At 71.8% G+C, this 14,874-nt stretch carries 12 protein-coding genes; 6 read left to right on the top strand and 6 right to left on the bottom strand.

Annotated elements, in window-relative coordinates; translation table 11 throughout:
* The first annotated feature begins 403 nt into the window (after positions 1–403).
* The 3 genes from K7862_RS03965 to K7862_RS03955 all read left to right on the top strand — a co-directional run bounded on the left by K7862_RS03965 (position 404) and on the right by K7862_RS03955 (position 2,501).
* Positions 404–640: a helix-turn-helix transcriptional regulator gene (locus K7862_RS03965; RefSeq protein WP_222960639.1), complete on the top strand. Its 237-nt coding sequence runs from the start codon at positions 404–406 to the stop codon at positions 638–640.
* An 84-nt stretch (positions 641–724) separates the two neighbouring features.
* Positions 725–1,969 (top strand): tyrosine-type recombinase/integrase, encoded by a 1,245-nt coding sequence (locus K7862_RS03960; protein ID WP_222960638.1) that lies wholly within the window; start codon positions 725–727, stop codon positions 1,967–1,969.
* A gap of 97 nt (positions 1,970–2,066) precedes the next feature.
* Positions 2,067–2,501 (top strand): DUF4259 domain-containing protein, encoded by a 435-nt coding sequence (locus K7862_RS03955; protein ID WP_222960637.1) that lies wholly within the window; start codon positions 2,067–2,069, stop codon positions 2,499–2,501.
* Positions 2,502–2,810: 309 nt separating this feature from the next.
* On the opposite strand, the gene K7862_RS03950 is transcribed toward K7862_RS03955, so the two are convergent.
* Together K7862_RS03950 and K7862_RS03945 are read right to left on the bottom strand one after the other, a co-directional pair.
* Positions 2,811–3,374, bottom strand: a complete 564-nt coding sequence (locus tag K7862_RS03950; RefSeq protein WP_222960635.1) for a hypothetical protein — start codon at positions 3,372–3,374, stop codon at positions 2,811–2,813.
* Positions 3,375–3,502: 128 nt separating this feature from the next.
* Positions 3,503–3,823: a hypothetical protein gene (locus K7862_RS03945; RefSeq protein WP_262412619.1), complete on the bottom strand. Its 321-nt coding sequence runs from the start codon at positions 3,821–3,823 to the stop codon at positions 3,503–3,505.
* Positions 3,824–4,052: 229 nt separating this feature from the next.
* Here K7862_RS03945 and K7862_RS03940 point away from each other — a divergent pair, with 229 nt between their 5' ends.
* Together K7862_RS03940 and K7862_RS03935 are read left to right on the top strand one after the other, a co-directional pair.
* Positions 4,053–5,699: a penicillin-binding transpeptidase domain-containing protein gene (locus K7862_RS03940; RefSeq protein ID WP_222960633.1), complete on the top strand. Its 1,647-nt coding sequence runs from the start codon at positions 4,053–4,055 to the stop codon at positions 5,697–5,699.
* A 61-nt stretch (positions 5,700–5,760) separates the two neighbouring features.
* Positions 5,761–6,603 carry an EamA family transporter gene (locus K7862_RS03935; RefSeq protein ID WP_222960631.1) on the top strand — a complete coding sequence of 281 codons (843 nt, stop codon included), beginning with the start codon at positions 5,761–5,763 and terminating at the stop codon, positions 6,601–6,603.
* A gap of 519 nt (positions 6,604–7,122) precedes the next feature.
* On the opposite strand, the gene K7862_RS03930 is transcribed toward K7862_RS03935, so the two are convergent.
* The 4 genes from K7862_RS03930 to K7862_RS03915 all read right to left on the bottom strand — a co-directional run bounded on the left by K7862_RS03930 (position 7,123) and on the right by K7862_RS03915 (position 13,274).
* Positions 7,123–7,929: an SDR family NAD(P)-dependent oxidoreductase gene (locus K7862_RS03930; protein WP_222960629.1), complete on the bottom strand. Its 807-nt coding sequence runs from the start codon at positions 7,927–7,929 to the stop codon at positions 7,123–7,125.
* Positions 7,930–7,933: 4 nt separating this feature from the next.
* Positions 7,934–9,166, bottom strand: a complete 1,233-nt coding sequence (locus tag K7862_RS03925; protein WP_222960627.1) for a serine hydrolase domain-containing protein — start codon at positions 9,164–9,166, stop codon at positions 7,934–7,936.
* 278 nt (positions 9,167–9,444) lie between these two features.
* A complete protein-coding gene (locus K7862_RS03920; RefSeq protein WP_262412618.1) occupies positions 9,445–11,304 on the bottom strand; it encodes a glycoside hydrolase family 6 protein in 1,860 nt (619 codons plus the stop codon).
* A gap of 293 nt (positions 11,305–11,597) precedes the next feature.
* Entirely contained in the window at positions 11,598–13,274 is a 1,677-nt protein-coding gene (locus K7862_RS03915; protein ID WP_222960625.1) for an FAD-binding dehydrogenase, read from the bottom strand.
* Between the two features lie 195 nt (positions 13,275–13,469).
* Between K7862_RS03915 and gltX the strand changes: the two genes are divergently transcribed.
* Positions 13,470–14,846, top strand: coding sequence for a glutamate--tRNA ligase (gene gltX / locus K7862_RS03910; RefSeq protein ID WP_262412651.1), 1,377 nt, complete (start codon positions 13,470–13,472; stop codon positions 14,844–14,846).
* Positions 14,847–14,874: the final 28 nt, after the last annotated feature.

Genomic DNA, 14,874 nt, shown 5'->3' with positions numbered 1-14,874 from the left:
GCCGCGGGGGTGCTCCTCTTGCTGTTCGGCCCATGGGCCGCCGAAGGGTCGCGCCGCGCAGCGGCTCCTTCTTCACGCTCTGAGGCACACCCAGACGACTACAAACACCCCCTCTTTTTTCCTAAGTAGGAAATCCTGCGTCACCTGCGTCACCTGCGTCACGAAACGCCGCTTGACCTGCGGGAACAGCGATGACGCAGACGGCGGGCTCTGCGTCATCGTGCGTCACCTGCGTCACCCGATGACGCACGGATGACGCAGCCTTACGCGCCTGCGTCACCAAAATCCGCAGGTCACAAGTCCGCATGACGCAGGTGACGCAGTGACGCAGAAATCCGAACCTCGGACAGCACGGGCCCCAAGAGCTCCCGACCGCGCCTCCGACTCGACTGTTGAGGACCCCATGAGCCGACTCCAATCCGCTCAACCCGACCCCCGCGCCACCCTTCGCGGCGGTCTCCCAGACCGGTACCTCACCCCCGAAGACATCGCCAACCTGTTCAGCGTGCCGCTGGAGACCGTCTACGCCTGGCGCAAGAAGCGCACCGGGCCGCCCGGATTCCGCGTCGGCAAGCACGTGCGCTACGACCCCGCCGCCGTACGCGCCTGGACGGACGAACAGGCCACCCAAGCCGCCTAACCGCCACCCATCGACCACCGCGGCCGGTGGCGAGCCACGACGCTCGCCACCGGCCGCAGCCATGTCCGCTAGGAGTCGCCCCACATGGCAGGCCACATCCAAGACCGCTGGTACAGGACCAACCCCGACGGCACAGGCCGTCCCGTGAAGACAGAGCGCTACGGCACCGGCCTGCGCTACCGGGCCCGATACATCGGACCGGACGGCACCGAGAAGAGCAAGAGCTTCCCGGACCGCCAAAAGCGCTTGGCAGAGCAGTGGCTCGCCCAGACTGAGGCCGACATGATGCGTGGCCATTACGTCGATCCCAGGGCGGCCCGCATCACCTTCCGCCAGTACGCGGAGCGCTGGGTGAAGTCGCATACCGGCGAAATCAACAGCCGAGAAGCCGCCGAACGACGGCTTCGGCTGCACGCCTATCCCCACATCGGCACTCGCCCCCTCGGCTCGTTCAAGCCCGAGCACATCCGTACATGGATCAGCGAGCTTGAGAAGACCGTGCCCGCCGAATCGCACCGCCGCATCATCGTGGGAACCGTCTCCGCAGCGATGAGCGCCGCTGTGGATGACGGCCTGATCTCGAAGAACCCATGTCGGGCGCGGACTGTGCAGCTACCGAAACCGGGAAAGCCCCGCGTCAGCCCCTGGACGGCACAGCAGGTGTTCGCAGTGCGGGCAGCACTGCCGGCACGTGTGCGAGCGACCGTAGACCCCGGAGCGGGATGCGGACTCAGACAAGGCGAGATCTTCGGCCTCTCCCTGGACGAGATCGACTTCGCAGGAGGCTGGCTGACCGTCGGCCACCAGCTCAAGCGCATTCGCGGAAAGCACGTGTTCGCCCTGCCCAAGGGCGGAAAGGTGCGAGACGTTCCGCTCCCTCCGGCCGTCGCTAGCGCGCTCCGGGCTCACATGGAGGCATTCCCGGCCGTCGAGGTTGCGCTGCCCTGGCGGACGCCCGATGGGCCGATCGTGGCGAAGCGGCTCATCTTCACTGGCAGTAGCAGTGAGCACATCCGGGCGAGCTACTTCAACGATTTCATGTGGAAGCCTGCTCTGTCGGCTGCCGGCGTCATCGCGGCTGCCGAACAGGGCAACCGGTACGCCGCAGCGCGAGAGCACGGCATGCATGCCTTGCGGCACTTCTACGCCTCGGTCCTGCTGGACGCGGGGGAGAACATCCGCGCGCTGAGCCAGTACCTCGGCCATGCCGATCCGGGGTTCACGCTCCGCACGTATACGCACTTGATGCCGAGTAGCGAGGGAAGGACTCGAAAGGCAGTCGAGAGTGTCTACCAGGCGTCCAGGCCGCTTGGTGGCCTGGACGCCTGATTGTGGCTGGGTCGCACACGGGGAGCGCCACTCGCCTTTTGGCGCCGCTGTCGGTGGCCAATGCGACGATCACTGCACTTTGACGCGAGGAGTCGCTATGGGGACATGGGACATCGGCCCGTTCGAGAACGACACAGCCGCGGACTTCGCCTACACCCTGGACGAGACAGCCCAGGACGAACGCGAGGGCGTTGTCAGGGCGACTCTGGCACGCGCAATCCGGCCGCGGGACTACTTGGAATGCCCAGAAGGGGTGGAAGCCGTCGCTGCCGTTGCTCTCATCGCAGCGCAGTACCCGGGGGGTGAGCCGATCAGCACAAGCTACGGTCCCAAGGGAGACCTTCCGCGCTTCGCCGACGATCTGCGCCCGCTTGCCGTTGAGGTGCTCGACCGCGTGACCGCAGAGGCATCCGAGCTTGCCGCACTTTGGGACGAGACGCCCGATGGTCCAAAGTGGCGGCAGAGCATCAGCCGCATGCGCGCAGTCCTGGCACCCAAGCCGGAGTCCCAAGAACCGCTGTTCGATCTCTAGCCGAGTAGCCAAGCGCTGGAAAGCCCGTGAGCAGGACCACGGGTACGCAAGATCACGGCCCACACACGGCCCAGGCTGCGTAGCGGCGGCCCAAACGAACACGTATCGGCTGGTCAGAGGCCCACGGCACTGGCCAGCCGCAACTTCATCTACTTCTTCCCGATCTACACGGGCATGACGATCCCGTACTCCGGGTGGCAGGCCCGAATGTGGCTCGACTCCTGGATCTAGCCAGGTCGGCGAGCTGATACGCGATGACGTGGAGACACCGCGGGGCCCCGCACCGGTACGCCGGGCGCGGGGCCCTCGTCATGCCTGGGAGCCGTCGGCGCGCACCAGGTGTTCGCGGGGCTGGATCGCCCGCGGGTCGTAGGTCAGCCGCAGCTCCTCCCGGTCCGCGGACCCCGCGGCACCCTCGGGGTCGACGCCGACCGTGTAGACGACCGTGCCGTCCGGCCAGTCCTCCCGCTGGTACAGCAGTGCCGGCCGCCACCGGCCGCGGACGTGGACCCAGAGCATCGGCCAGTCGTCCTCGGGCCACCGGCGGCTCCGGACCTCGCCGGGCCCGCCGTACCGCGGCGCCGTCCGGCCGTCACGGCCCGGCGGCAGCCACCCCCACCGCATCGCGGCGTCGTCCCACCACACGCGGACCTGCGGACCGTCGGCCTCGGCGGGACGGATCCGGTAGGCGACCCGGCCGTCGCTGTACGCGTACTCCTCGGTCGCGACGGCACGCTGCTCCCGGCCGCCGAGCCGTACCGTGAGCGCCCGGTCCTGACCACGGCCCCAGAACCCCACGACGGGCAGCGGCTCCCGGGGGAGGCGGTCTATCACCTCCGCGTTCCGGGTCAGTGCGCCGTCGCTGCCGCTCATACCCCCACGCTAGGCCGGGGTCCCGTCACCGACACCTCGACCGCCTCACCGCACCCCAGGGCCCTGCGGACACTCCGGCAGGTCCCGGGCCGTCCGGACTCCCGGATCACGCGCGGGCGACCCGGCCCTCAGCCGTTCTCCCGGCCCGGCAGGGGCGCGCCGTCCAGAAAGGCGCGGTAGGCGGTGGCGGCAGCCGGCTCGATCTCCGGGGGGAGGGGACCGTAGCGGGTGTCGGCGCGGTCCCGTCTGGGGCCGGAGAGCCAGAACTCCTCGCCGGTCCCGACGTCGTGGAAGTTCGCGTCGTACAGGCCCGTGGTCCGGCGCAGGGTGCGCCCGCGGAAGTACGCCGTGCCCCAGGACCTCGAGAAGTCCACCCATCCGATCCACGAGGGCCCGCGGTCGGTGTCGTAACCCGTCTTCAGCTGCACGAACATGATCCGTCGAGGCATGTGGCCAGCGTTCCAGGGACGCGCGGACGCGGCATCCGATTCCGGCCCGGGCCCGGACGGGCGGCCCGTGCGGGCGGCGAGTGGAAAGCGGTCAACGCGGTTCCTCTTCATAGGGTTTCGGCACGAACCCGTTGCATTGCCGAGACCCGAGGGTTCCGGCCGCTCCCGTAGAGTCCGGTAAGCGCGTTCATTGAACGCGTTCAAGGGGAGGGGGGATTGGGCTGTGCCCATGGCAAGAGGTGTCAAAATCGGCATCATCGGCACGGTGTTCGCCGGAATGGTGGGGGTCGCCGCGTTCGGCGCGTTCAACATCTTCAGCGCGCTGGACACCGGCGGCGGGGGCGGGAGCAGTGGCAAGAGCAGTACCGGGACCTCCTCGACGGCCGCGAACAACGCGCTGTCGGCCAAGGAGGTCTCCGAGACGGCGACGGATTTCCTCACCGCGTGGGCGGGCGGCGACATCTCCAGGGCGGCCGGACTGACGGACTCAGTGCAGACGGCAACCAGCGCATTGCGCGGATTCGCCTCGGACGGCCATATCACCAAAGTGGAGATCACCCCGGGCACGCCCTCGGCGACGTCCATGCCGTACACCGTCATCGCGCACGTCGGATATCAGGGCAAGGACACGGCCCTGCAGTACCGTTCCTCGCTGACCGTCGGCCGCGACGACAAGGGTGATCCCGCCGTCACCTGGGCGTCCTCGGTGCTGTACCCGGGGCTGGCCGACGGCGACACCATCGTCACCGGGCAGGCCAGGACGCCGGACCTGGACATCGTGGACCGCCACGGCACGACCATGACGGCGCAGCAGTACCCCTCCCTCGCCCGGATCTTCGACGACTTCGCGACCAAGTACGGCGACCAGCTCTCCGGCGGGACGCCCGCCGTCAGGACGTACGTCCAGAAGGCCGACGGTTCCGAGGGCCAGACCCTGGTCACCCTGCAGAAGGGCAAGGGCAAGCGCCTGACGACCACTCTCGACTCCAAGCTGCAGGCGGCGGCGGAGAAGGCGGTGGCCGGCAAGGACCAGGCGGGCGTCGTGGCGCTGGACACACGCACCGGCGGCGTCCTCGCGGCCGCCTACGCCCCCGCCGCGGGCTGGGACACCGCTCTGCAGGGCAGCGCGGCGCCCGGTTCGACGTTCAAGATCGTCACCGCGGCGGCCCTGCTGGAGGGCGGCCTCACCCCGAACTCCCCGGCGCCGTGCGTCAACGCCAGGAACTACAAGTACGGCCGGATCTACCACAACGACAGCGGCGTCCACGACAACCCCGGCGCGACCCTGCGCTGGGACTTCGCGGTGTCCTGCAACACCGGGTTCATCACGCAGGCCGGCCACCTGCCGGACGGCGGACTGCGGCACACCGCCGCGCAGTTCGGCCTCACCCAGCCGTGGAGCGTCGGCACCCCGACCCCCGCCAACCAGCCGACCATGCCCGACCCGGGCGGCGACCAGGACGAGTTGACCTCGGAGATGATCGGCCAGGGGCAGCTCGCGATGAGCCCGCTGGTGATGGCCTCGGTGGCCGCCACGGCCTCCACCGGCACCTTCCACCAGCCGCTGATCGTCGACCGCGGCCTGGTCCAGGGGCAGATCGTCCCGTCCCGCTCGCTCCCGCCGGGCGTCTCGTCCGGTCTCCGGGCGATGATGCACGACACGATCACCTACGGCACGGCCGGCGGCGTCATGCGCGGCTTCGGCTCCGGCGCGGGCGCCAAGACCGGCTCCGCCGAGGTGGACGGCGCCCCCACGACGAACGGCTGGTTCACCGCGTACAGCGGTCATGTGTCCGCGGCGGCGATCGTGCAGGGCGGCGGCCACGGCAACACCTCCGCGGGCCCGATCGTGGCCCAGGTCCTGGCAGCGCAGTGACGGCGGCGGCCCGTTCCGCCGTGACGGCTGCGGACGTTCGAACCGGCGGGCGCCGCCGCGGATGAGCCCGGTCGTCGTCCTCGTCGTCCTCATCGCCGCCGTGACGCACGCTGCCTGGAACGCCATCGCGCACGGCATCAAGGACCAGCTCCTCGCCTTCACCCTCGTGGGTGGGGGCGGGGCGCTGTGCGCGCTGGTGATGCTGCCGTTCGCGGCGGCCCCGCACCGGGCGGCGTGGCCGTACCTGGCCGCCTCGGTGGCGATCCACCTGGCGTACCAGTACCTGCTGATGCGGTCGTTCCAGCTCGGCGAGTTCGGGCAGGTCTACCCGGTGGCCCGCGGGGTGGCGCCGGTCACGGTGACGGTGCTGGCCGCGGTGTTCGTCTCGGAACGGCCCGACGCGTGGCAGGCGGCGGGCGTGCTGGTGGCCTCGGCCGGGCTCGGCGGGGTCGCCCTGTGGGGGCTGCGGGGACGCCGGCCGAACTGGCCCGCGCTGGCGGCCGCCGTCGGCACCGGGCTGACGATCGCCTCGTACACGGTGGTGGACGGGGTGGGTGTCCGCGCGTCGGGCACCTCGGTGGGCTACATCGCGTGGCTGATGCTGATGCAGGGCATGGCGATCCCCGTGGCTGCGGCGACCGCCCGCCGTGCCGACCTCCTGGCCGAGCTGCGCCCGGTGGCCGCCCGCGGGCTGCTCGGGGGTGCGATGTCGACCGCCGCGTACGGCCTGGTGGTGTGGGCCCAGACCCGCGCCGCGCTCGCGCCGGTGGCCGCCCTGCGCGAGACGTCCATCCTGGTGGGCGCGGCCATCGGCACCCTGGTCTTCAAGGAGCGCTTCGGCCGCCCCCGCCTCCTCGCCGCCGCCCTGGTCGTCACCGGCATCACCCTCCTCCTCGCCGGCTGACCGGCGCCCGGCCACGCGAGGAGTGCCCGCACGCACCCCGAAGGCCCACCCCAGGGGCGCGAGGAACGGCGCGACCAGCCACAACGCGCCCGCAGGGGCAGACGCCACCCCGGCACCCGGGCACGCATGAAGAGGCCGCACACACCCCGAACGCCCACCCCAGGGGCGCGGGGAACGGCGCGACCAGCCACAACGCGCCGCCACACCGCAACGCCCCCCGCACGGGCAGACCCCACCCCGGCGCCCGGGCACGCATGAAGAGGCCGCACACACCCCGAAGGCCCACCCCAGGGGCGCGGGGAACGACGCGACCAGCCACAACGCGCCGCCACACCGCAACGCCCCCCGCAGGGCCAGACCCGACCCGGCGCCCGGGCACGCATGAAGAGGCCGCACACACCCCGAACGCCCACCCCAGGGGCGCGAGGAACCGCGCGACCAGCCACAACGCGCCGCCACACCACAACGCCCCCCGCAGGGGCAGACCCGACCCGGCACCCGGGCACGTGAGGAGGGCCCTCAGCCCAGGGAGTCGGCCGCGGCCTCAGCCGCCAACGCATCGGTGAACCCCGCGTTCGACCCCAGGATGCCGCCGTCCACCGGCAGCGTCACCCCCGTGATCCACGACGCGTCGGCCGACGCGAGGAAGGTGACCGCCGCCGCGATGTCGGCCGGCTCGCCCACGCGGCCCAGCGGGTAGATCCGGGCCGCGGCCGTCAGCGTCGCCTCGCGCCCCTCCCACACCGGGGTGCGGATCGTGCCGGGGGCGACCAGGTTCACCCGCACACCCTGGGCGGCCGCGGTCTGCGCGAGGGTGCGGGTCAGCGACACCAGCCCGGCCTTCGCCGCGCTGTACGCGTGGTTGCCGAAATACGAAAGCCCGTTGACCGAGCCGATGTTGACGATCGCGCCGCGCCGGCCCGGCGCCTTCGCCAGGTGCGGCAGCGCGGCCCGCGCGCAGCGCATCGCGCCGACGAGGCTGACGTCCAGGTCGAGGAGCCACTCCTCGTCCCGTTCGTCGCCGAAGTCCTCGTGGTGGTCGGTGCACGAGTACGCGTTGTTGACCAGCACGTCCAGCGTGCCGAAGGCGGCCGCCGCCCAGGCCACCGCCGCGTCCACGGAGTCGCGGTCGGCCACGTCGCACACGATGTGCTCGGCCAGCCCGCCGTCCTCCCGGATCGACGCCGCCGTGCGCGCGCCCGACGCGCCGTCGCGGTCGGCGATCAGCACACCGGCCCCCTCCGCGGCGAAGCGCCGCGCGGTCGCCTCGCCGATCCCGCGGGCACCGCCCGTGACCATCACACCGTAGGTGTCGAAGCGTTTCATCGGGTCAGGTTAGGCACTCCCGAACGGCCCTGACCAGAGCCTGTGCACGAGGGTCGGCGGTGACGTTCTGCTGCATGCCGTTGGTGACGTAGCCGAAGCCGACCGCGTGGTCGGGGTCGGCGAACGCGAGCGAGCCGCCGCGGCCGGGGTGCCCGAAGGAGGCCGGGCCGAGCAGCGGGGAGGACGGGCCGTGCAGCATGTAGCCCAGCCCGAAGCGGGTGTTGACCACCAGGACGCGGTCCGGACCCGCGGACTCCTCCGTGCGGGCGGCCGTCACGGTGGCCGGGGCGAGCAGCCGGTGCCCGTCCGGTGACGTTCGCGCGCCCGGACCGCCGGGTTCACCGCCGGCCTCACCGTCCACGTCGCCGACGAACGCCGCATAGCAGCGGGCCAGCGCGCGGGCGGTCGCGATGCCGCCCGACGCGGCGAGTTCGCCGGCCCGGTAGACCGGGTCGTTCTCGTCGGGCAGCGGGGTGATCGCGGCGAAGGCACGGCGGGTCAGCGACTCGGGGTCGGCGTAGGCGTCGTTGACGGCCGGCTTGGGGCGGGCACGCAGCGCGCCCGAGGCCGTGGGCTCGGGGGCCGGGGTCGCGCCGATGCGGCCGACACGGTGCTCCTGGCCCGCGGGCAGGCCTATCCACAGGTCGAGGCCGAGCGGCCAGGCGATCTCCTCGGCGACGAACCGCCCCAGGGTCCGGCCGGTGACGCGCAGCACCAGTTCGCCGAGCAGCCAGCTGTAGGTCTGCGCGTGGTAGCCGTGCGCGGCGCCGGGCGGGAACAGCGGCGCCTGGGCGGCCAGCGCCCGCGGGCCGGACACGCCGTCCAGCGCCTGGGCGGGGGTCAGCGGCACGTCGAGCGCGGGCACGCCGGCCCGGTGCGCGAGGACGTCCCGCACGGTGACGCGGTCCTTGCCCTGGGCCTTGAACTCCGGCCAGTACGCGCCCACCGGCGCGTCGAGGTCGAGCCGGCCGCTCTGGTGGAGCAGCAGCAGGCAGGCCGCGGCCACGCCCTTGGTGGCGGACCGCACGGTCTGCGCGGTGTCCCGCTCCCACGGCTTGCCGCCGGGGCCGCCGTCGAAGTCGCGGGTGCCGCCCCACAGGTCCACCACCTTGTGCCCCTGGTGGTAGACGCTGACGGCCGCGCCGCGGTCGCCGCGGCGGGAGAAGTTGTGCGCGAAGGTCTCGCGTACCGGCTGCCAGCCGTCCGCCACCGTCCCGTGGACGTCCCCGAAGCCCATGAGCGGTGCCTCCTGCGTTGCCCGGCCTGCGGGGCGATGGGTGCCGTACCCGTGCCCGCCTGCGTGTCGTCGTTCCGCCCTCCATGGTGCACGACGGCGAGGACCGGCAGGTCCGGGGGCCGCGGGCGGGGCGTCATGGACCCCGGGGACCTGGACGGCGCCCGGACAGGCGGCAGGCCCGCTCCGGGACCGCGGTCCTGGTCGGGTCGACCAGGACGCGGCCCCGTCACGGGCCCGGTGGGGGGATCCGCCGTCCGCCTCTTCAGGCTCTTCAGGACTTACGACAGCGGCGGGTACGCGTTCTGCAGGAGCTGGTGGAACTCCGCCGAGAACCAGTGGCCGGCGAGCGGCGCGTTCGGCAGGGCACCCGTCGGGTTGTTGCCGTTGCGCGCGTTGCCGCCGTAGGTCGGGTCACACATCTGGTCGAAGCCCTTGCCCTCGTCGTTCGAGATGGCCGAGCTCGAACCGTCCGACTCGCCCGGGGGCTTGATCCACACGTAGGCGTCGATGTTCGCCGCGGGCGCCGCCGTCGGACGGGCACCGATGCCCGCACCGGACTGGTTGCACCAGTTGCCGGCGTGGATACGGCGGTCGATCCGGCCGCCGTTGACGTACGTGTCGACGCTGGTGGTCGCGCCCGGACCGGTGGGACGCGCGGAGCCGCCCCAGCCGTTGCGGCCGGTGTCGATCAGCATGCCGATGCTGGACGGGAAGCCGTCGGAGATCAGCTGGTTGCGCAGGCCGACCGCGTACGACTGCTCGTCGTCGTAGTTGTTCCAGTCGATCCACTTGGACTGGCGCACGGTCGTGCCGTTGACGTTGTCCGTGATCTTGACGTAAGGCTCCACCGTGGCGCTGTAGTTGGCCGTGTTGGTGATGAAGCCCTGGACGTCGGCCAGGCTGGCGCCGCCCGTCGTCGCGACCTTGTAGAACTCCTGGGCGGAGGGACCGAGGTTGCTGTCCCAGCCGAGCCAGGCGTGGTGGCCGGCGTCGATGTAGTTGTAGGTGTTCGGCAGCGCGCCGAGCTTGGCCAGCGCGTAGCTGACGCCCTTCTCGTAGTTGCCGTTCGCCTTCATGGTCGCGCAGGCGTCCGTCGAACCGGCCGTGCCGCCCGCGTTGGTGACGAGGTTCGGCAGCGAGTCGGGTTCGATGATGTTGACGATCCGCAGGTTCGCGTACTTCGAGTCCGACATGATCGAGGTGATCGGGTCGATGTACTGCGTCTCGTACTTGTCGATGTCCGTGGGGCCGAGCTCGCCGTTGGAGGCGAGGGCGGAGCAGTCACGGCCGGGGAGGTCGTAGATCACGAACTCCACGGTCAGCGGCTGTCCCGCGGCCTGCTGCACCGCGGCGTCGAGGTGGGCCTTCAGACCCATCCCGCCGTTCACGCCGTTGATCGCGGCGATCCGGTCCAGCCACACGGCGGTCGACTGGTTGGCGATGGCCTGGCCGCCGTCGCCGGCGGCCTCGGCGGACCACTCCGGGTTGACGTAGCCCTTGGCGCCCACGTACGGATTGTCCAGCTTCTGCCCGGGCGGGGGCGGGGTGGTGCCGCCGGTGCTGCCACCGGTCGTGCTGCCGCCCGTGGTGCTGCCGCCCGTGGTGCTGCCACCCGTCGTACTGCCGCCGGTGGTGCTGCCGCCGGTCGTGCTGCCACCGGTCGTGCTGCCGCCCGTGGTGCTGCCGCCGGTCGTGCTGCCACCGGTGCTGCCGGAGCCGCCGCAGGCCACGCCGTTGAGCGTGAACGCGGTCGGCGAGGCGTTGGTGCCGCTGTACGAGGCGTTGAAGCCGAAGTTCGTGGTGCCGCCGGTCGCGATCGCGCCGTTGTACCCCATGTCCTTGGCGGTGACCGCCTGGCCGTTCTGGGTGATGGTGGCGTTCCAGCCCTGGGTGACCTTCTGGTTGCCGGCGAAGGTCCAGCCGAGGGTCCAGGTGCTCAGTGCGGGGCCGGTGTTGGTGATGGTGACCTGCGCGGTGAACCCGCTGTCCCACTGGTTCACGCTGTAGTTCACCGAGCAGCCGGCCGTGGCGGCCGAGGCGGTGGTGCTCATCGCAGCGGCCACGGCACCGGAGGCGACGACGAGCGCGCCTGCCGCCGCCAACGCGGCCGTTCTGCGTCGGACTATCGGGACTGCCATGTGCGAACAACCTCCATATGGGGGGTGGACCGTCGAAGCTGGTTCGAGAGGTCAAGGGAGGTGGTGCGGTGATTCATGGTTCGGTTACACGCTCTTAACGTGGGAGCGCTCCCATAGTGCGGAGCCGCCCTGTCCCTGTCAATGCTTGAAGCAGGAGTGGCGGACATCCGGGGCGAGTTGACGTCCCGTCACATCAGTTGCCAACTGCCGCGTGAACAGGGCCCGGAGGGCATGTACGCACCCTCCGGGCCCGGTTCGGGATTCCGCTGCCGAATCCCCGTCCGCCGCGCGCCCTACGCGGTCACCTTGGCCGCCGCACGGCCCGCCGCGCGCCCGGAGAAGATGCAGCCGCCGAGGAACGTGCCCTCCAGCGAGCGGTACCCGTGCATCCCCCCGCCGCCGAAGCCCGCCGCCTCGCCCGCCGCGTAGAGCCCGGGCAGCGGTTCGCCGCGGCTCTCGCCCGCACCGGGCGCCGGGGTGAGCACGCGGGCGTCCAGGTCGGTCTCCAGGCCGCCGAGCGACTTGCGGGTGAGGATGTTGAGCCGCACCGCGATCAGCGGTCCGGCCTTCGGGTCCAGCAGCCGGTGCGGGGTGGCGGTGCGGATGAGCTTGTCGCCCAGGTAGTTGCGGGCGCCGCGGATCGCGGTGACCTGCAGGTCCTTGGTGTAGGCGTTGGCGATCTCGCGGTCGCGCGCCTCGATCTCCCGCCGCAGCTCGGTCTCGTCGATCAGCCCCTCGCCGCTGAGCGCGTTCATCCCCCGGACCAGCGCGCCGAGTTCGCGTTCCACCACGAAGTCCACGCCGTGCTGCTTGAACGCCTCGACCGGTCCCGGAGCGCCGGGCAGCGCGCGCTTGAGCACCTCGCGCACGCTCTTGCCCGTCAGGTCAGGGTTCTGCTCGGAGCCCGACAGCGCGAACTCCTTCTCGATGATCTTCTGGGTGAGGACGAACCAGGTGTACTCGTGCCCGGTACGCATGATGTGCTCGAGCGTCCCGAGGGTGTCGAAACCGGGGAAGTACGGCACCGGCAGCCGCCGGCCGGTCGCGTCCAGCCACAGCGAGGACGGGCCGGGCAGGATGCGGATGCCGTGGCGGGCCCAGATCGGGTTCCAGTTCTCGATGCCCTCGGTGTAGTGCCACATCCGGTCGCCGTTGATCAGACCGGCGCCGGCCTTCCCGGCCACCCCGAGCATCAGCCCGTCGACGTGCGCCGGAACCCCCGACAGCAGCTTCTGCGGCGGGGTGCCGAGCCGTTCGGGCCACGCGGCCCGCACCAGGTCGTGGTTGCCGCCGATGCCGCCGGACGTGACCACCACGGCCTGCGCCTTCAGGCTGAACTCGCCCGCCACCTCGCGCGAACTGGCCTCCCCCCGGCCCACCAGGCTGGGCACCAGCACCTCGCCGCTGACGCCGTCCACCACGCCGTCCGTCACCGACAGCGCGGTCACCCGGTGCCGGAAGCGCATCTCGACCCGGCCCGCGGCGACCGCGTCCCGCACCCGCTGCTCGAACGGCGCCACGACGCCGGGGCCGGTCCCCCACGTGATGTGGAAGCGCGGCACCGAGTTGCCGGGGCCGGTCGCCAGGAACCCGCCGCGCTCGGCCCAGCCGACCACGGGGAACAGGCCTATGCCGCGCTCGCGCAGCCACGCCCGCTTCTCCCCCGCCGCGAAGTGCACGTACGCCTCCGCCCAGCGCCGCGGCCAGTGGTCCTCGGGCCGATCGAAGCCCGCGGTGCCCATCCAGTCCTGCAGCGCCAGCTCGGTGCTGTCCTTGATCCGCATACGGCGCTGCTCCGGCGAGTCGACGAGGAACAGCCCGCCGAACGACCAGAAGGCCTGCCCGCCCAGCGACGCCTCCGGTTCCTGGTCGAGCAGGATCACCTTGCGTCCTGCCCCGGCCAGCTCGGCGGTGGCGACCAGCCCGGCCAGCCCGCCTCCCACCACCACGACGTCCGCGTCCAGTGCCATCGGCCCGCTCCCGTCCACTGTGCGCAACCCGCGGGTTGCTCCTCACCGGTTGCTCCTCACCGGTCAACGTCCGGAGCACGTTACGCGAGCCCCGCGGCCAGGTCATTGTCCGCGGGCACCGGTGATCGGCCGGATAGGCTGTGGCCCATGTCTGATGCCGCGCCCCGCGTCCGTTTCGCACCGTCCCCGACCGGCATGTTCCACGTCGGAGGCGCGCGGTCCGCGCTCTACAACTGGGCCGTGGCACGACAGTCCGGCGGCACCTTCGTACTGCGGATCGAGGACACCGACGCGGCCCGCAACAAGCCGGAGTGGATCGACGGGATCGTCAGCGCGCTCGCCGCGATCGGCATCTCGCAGGCCGACCCGCACTTCGAGGGCCCGTACTTCCAGTCCGCGAACGCCGGCCGCCACCGCGAGGCCGCCCTGAAACTGCACGCGGCGGGCGCGGCGTACTACTGCGACTGCACCCGCGAGCAGCTCGCCGAGCGCACCGGCTCCCCGCACCTGGGCTACGACGGCTTCTGCCGCGACCGCGGGCTCGCCCACGAGCCGGGCCGCGCCCTGCGCTTCCGCACCCCGGACGAGGGCGAGACGGTCGTGGTGGACCTGATCCGCGGCGAGCCGTCGTTCCCCAACAGCGCGATCGAGGACTTCGTGATCGCGCGTGGCGACGGTTCGCCGGTGTTCCTGCTGGCCAACGTGGTCGACGACCTCGACGAGGGCATCACCGAGGTCATCCGCGGCGAGGAGCACCTGTCGAACACGCCCAAGCAGCAGCTGCTGTGGCAGGCCCTCGGCGCCCGGCCGCCGGTGTGGGCGCACCTGCCCGTGATCGTCAACGAGAAGCGGCAGAAGCTCTCCAAGCGCCGGGACAAGGTCGCTTTGGAGGACTACCTCGCCGAGGGCTACCTGCCCGAGGCCATGGTCAACTACCTGATGCTGCTGGGCTGGGGCCCGGGCGGCGACCGCGAGATCATGCCCTACCAGGAGCTGGAGCGGCTCTTCCGCATCGAGGACGTCAACGGCTCGTCGGCCTTCTTCGACCTCAAGAAGCTCACCGCGTTCAACGGCGAGTACATCCGGGCGCTGTCCGGTGCGGACTTCGTCGCCGAGTGCACGCCGTGGCTGATGGCGCCGCACGCCCCCTGGGCGCCGGAGTCGTACGACCCGGAGGTCTTCGCGCAGGTGGCGCCGCTGGCGCAGACCCGGCTCGCGGTGCTGTCGGACATCACCGCGAACGTCGACTTCCTCTTCCTCGACGAGCCGGTGGACGACGAGGCGTCGTGGGCCAAGGCCATGAAGCCGGGCGCCCGGGAACTGCTGCGGGACGCCTCGGCGGCGCTGTCCGGCGCGGTGTGGGAGGCGGAGCCGCTGAAGGCCGCGCTGGAGGCGGTGGCCGAGGCGCACGGCCTCAAGCTCGGCAAGGCGCAGGCTCCGGTGCGGGTCGCGGTCACCGGCCGCACGGTCGGCCTGCCGCTCTTCGAGTCCCTGGTCGCGCTGGGCCGGGAGCGGACGCTGGCGCGGCTGGCGGCGGCGGAGCGGCGGCTGCGGGAGCAGGGGCAGGAGTAGCGGGGGCGCCCTTGTGCGGCGCGGGGCC

The organism is Actinacidiphila acidipaludis, assembly GCF_019890725.1.
Taxonomy (GTDB): domain Bacteria; phylum Actinomycetota; class Actinomycetes; order Streptomycetales; family Streptomycetaceae; genus Actinacidiphila; species Actinacidiphila acidipaludis.
This window is presented reverse-complemented; position numbering and strand designations above follow the sequence as displayed.

Coding starts and splice junctions, on each gene's coding strand:
- K7862_RS03965 (WP_222960639.1), top strand. CDS start 404: ATGAGCCGACTCCAATCCGCTCAACCCGACCCCCGCGCCACCCTTCGC.
- K7862_RS03960 (WP_222960638.1), top strand. CDS start 725: ATGGCAGGCCACATCCAAGACCGCTGGTACAGGACCAACCCCGACGGC.
- K7862_RS03935 (WP_222960631.1), top strand. CDS start 5,761: ATGAGCCCGGTCGTCGTCCTCGTCGTCCTCATCGCCGCCGTGACGCAC.
- K7862_RS03945 (WP_262412619.1), bottom strand. CDS start 3,823: ATGCCTCGACGGATCATGTTCGTGCAGCTGAAGACGGGTTACGACACC.
- K7862_RS03955 (WP_222960637.1), top strand. CDS start 2,067: ATGGGGACATGGGACATCGGCCCGTTCGAGAACGACACAGCCGCGGAC.
- K7862_RS03930 (WP_222960629.1), bottom strand. CDS start 7,929: ATGAAACGCTTCGACACCTACGGTGTGATGGTCACGGGCGGTGCCCGC.
- K7862_RS03950 (WP_222960635.1), bottom strand. CDS start 3,374: ATGAGCGGCAGCGACGGCGCACTGACCCGGAACGCGGAGGTGATAGAC.
- K7862_RS03940 (WP_222960633.1), top strand. CDS start 4,053: ATGGCAAGAGGTGTCAAAATCGGCATCATCGGCACGGTGTTCGCCGGA.
- K7862_RS03925 (WP_222960627.1), bottom strand. CDS start 9,166: ATGGGCTTCGGGGACGTCCACGGGACGGTGGCGGACGGCTGGCAGCCG.
- K7862_RS03915 (WP_222960625.1), bottom strand. CDS start 13,274: ATGGCACTGGACGCGGACGTCGTGGTGGTGGGAGGCGGGCTGGCCGGG.
- gltX (WP_262412651.1), top strand. CDS start 13,470: ATGTTCCACGTCGGAGGCGCGCGGTCCGCGCTCTACAACTGGGCCGTG.
- K7862_RS03920 (WP_262412618.1), bottom strand. CDS start 11,304: ATGGCAGTCCCGATAGTCCGACGCAGAACGGCCGCGTTGGCGGCGGCA.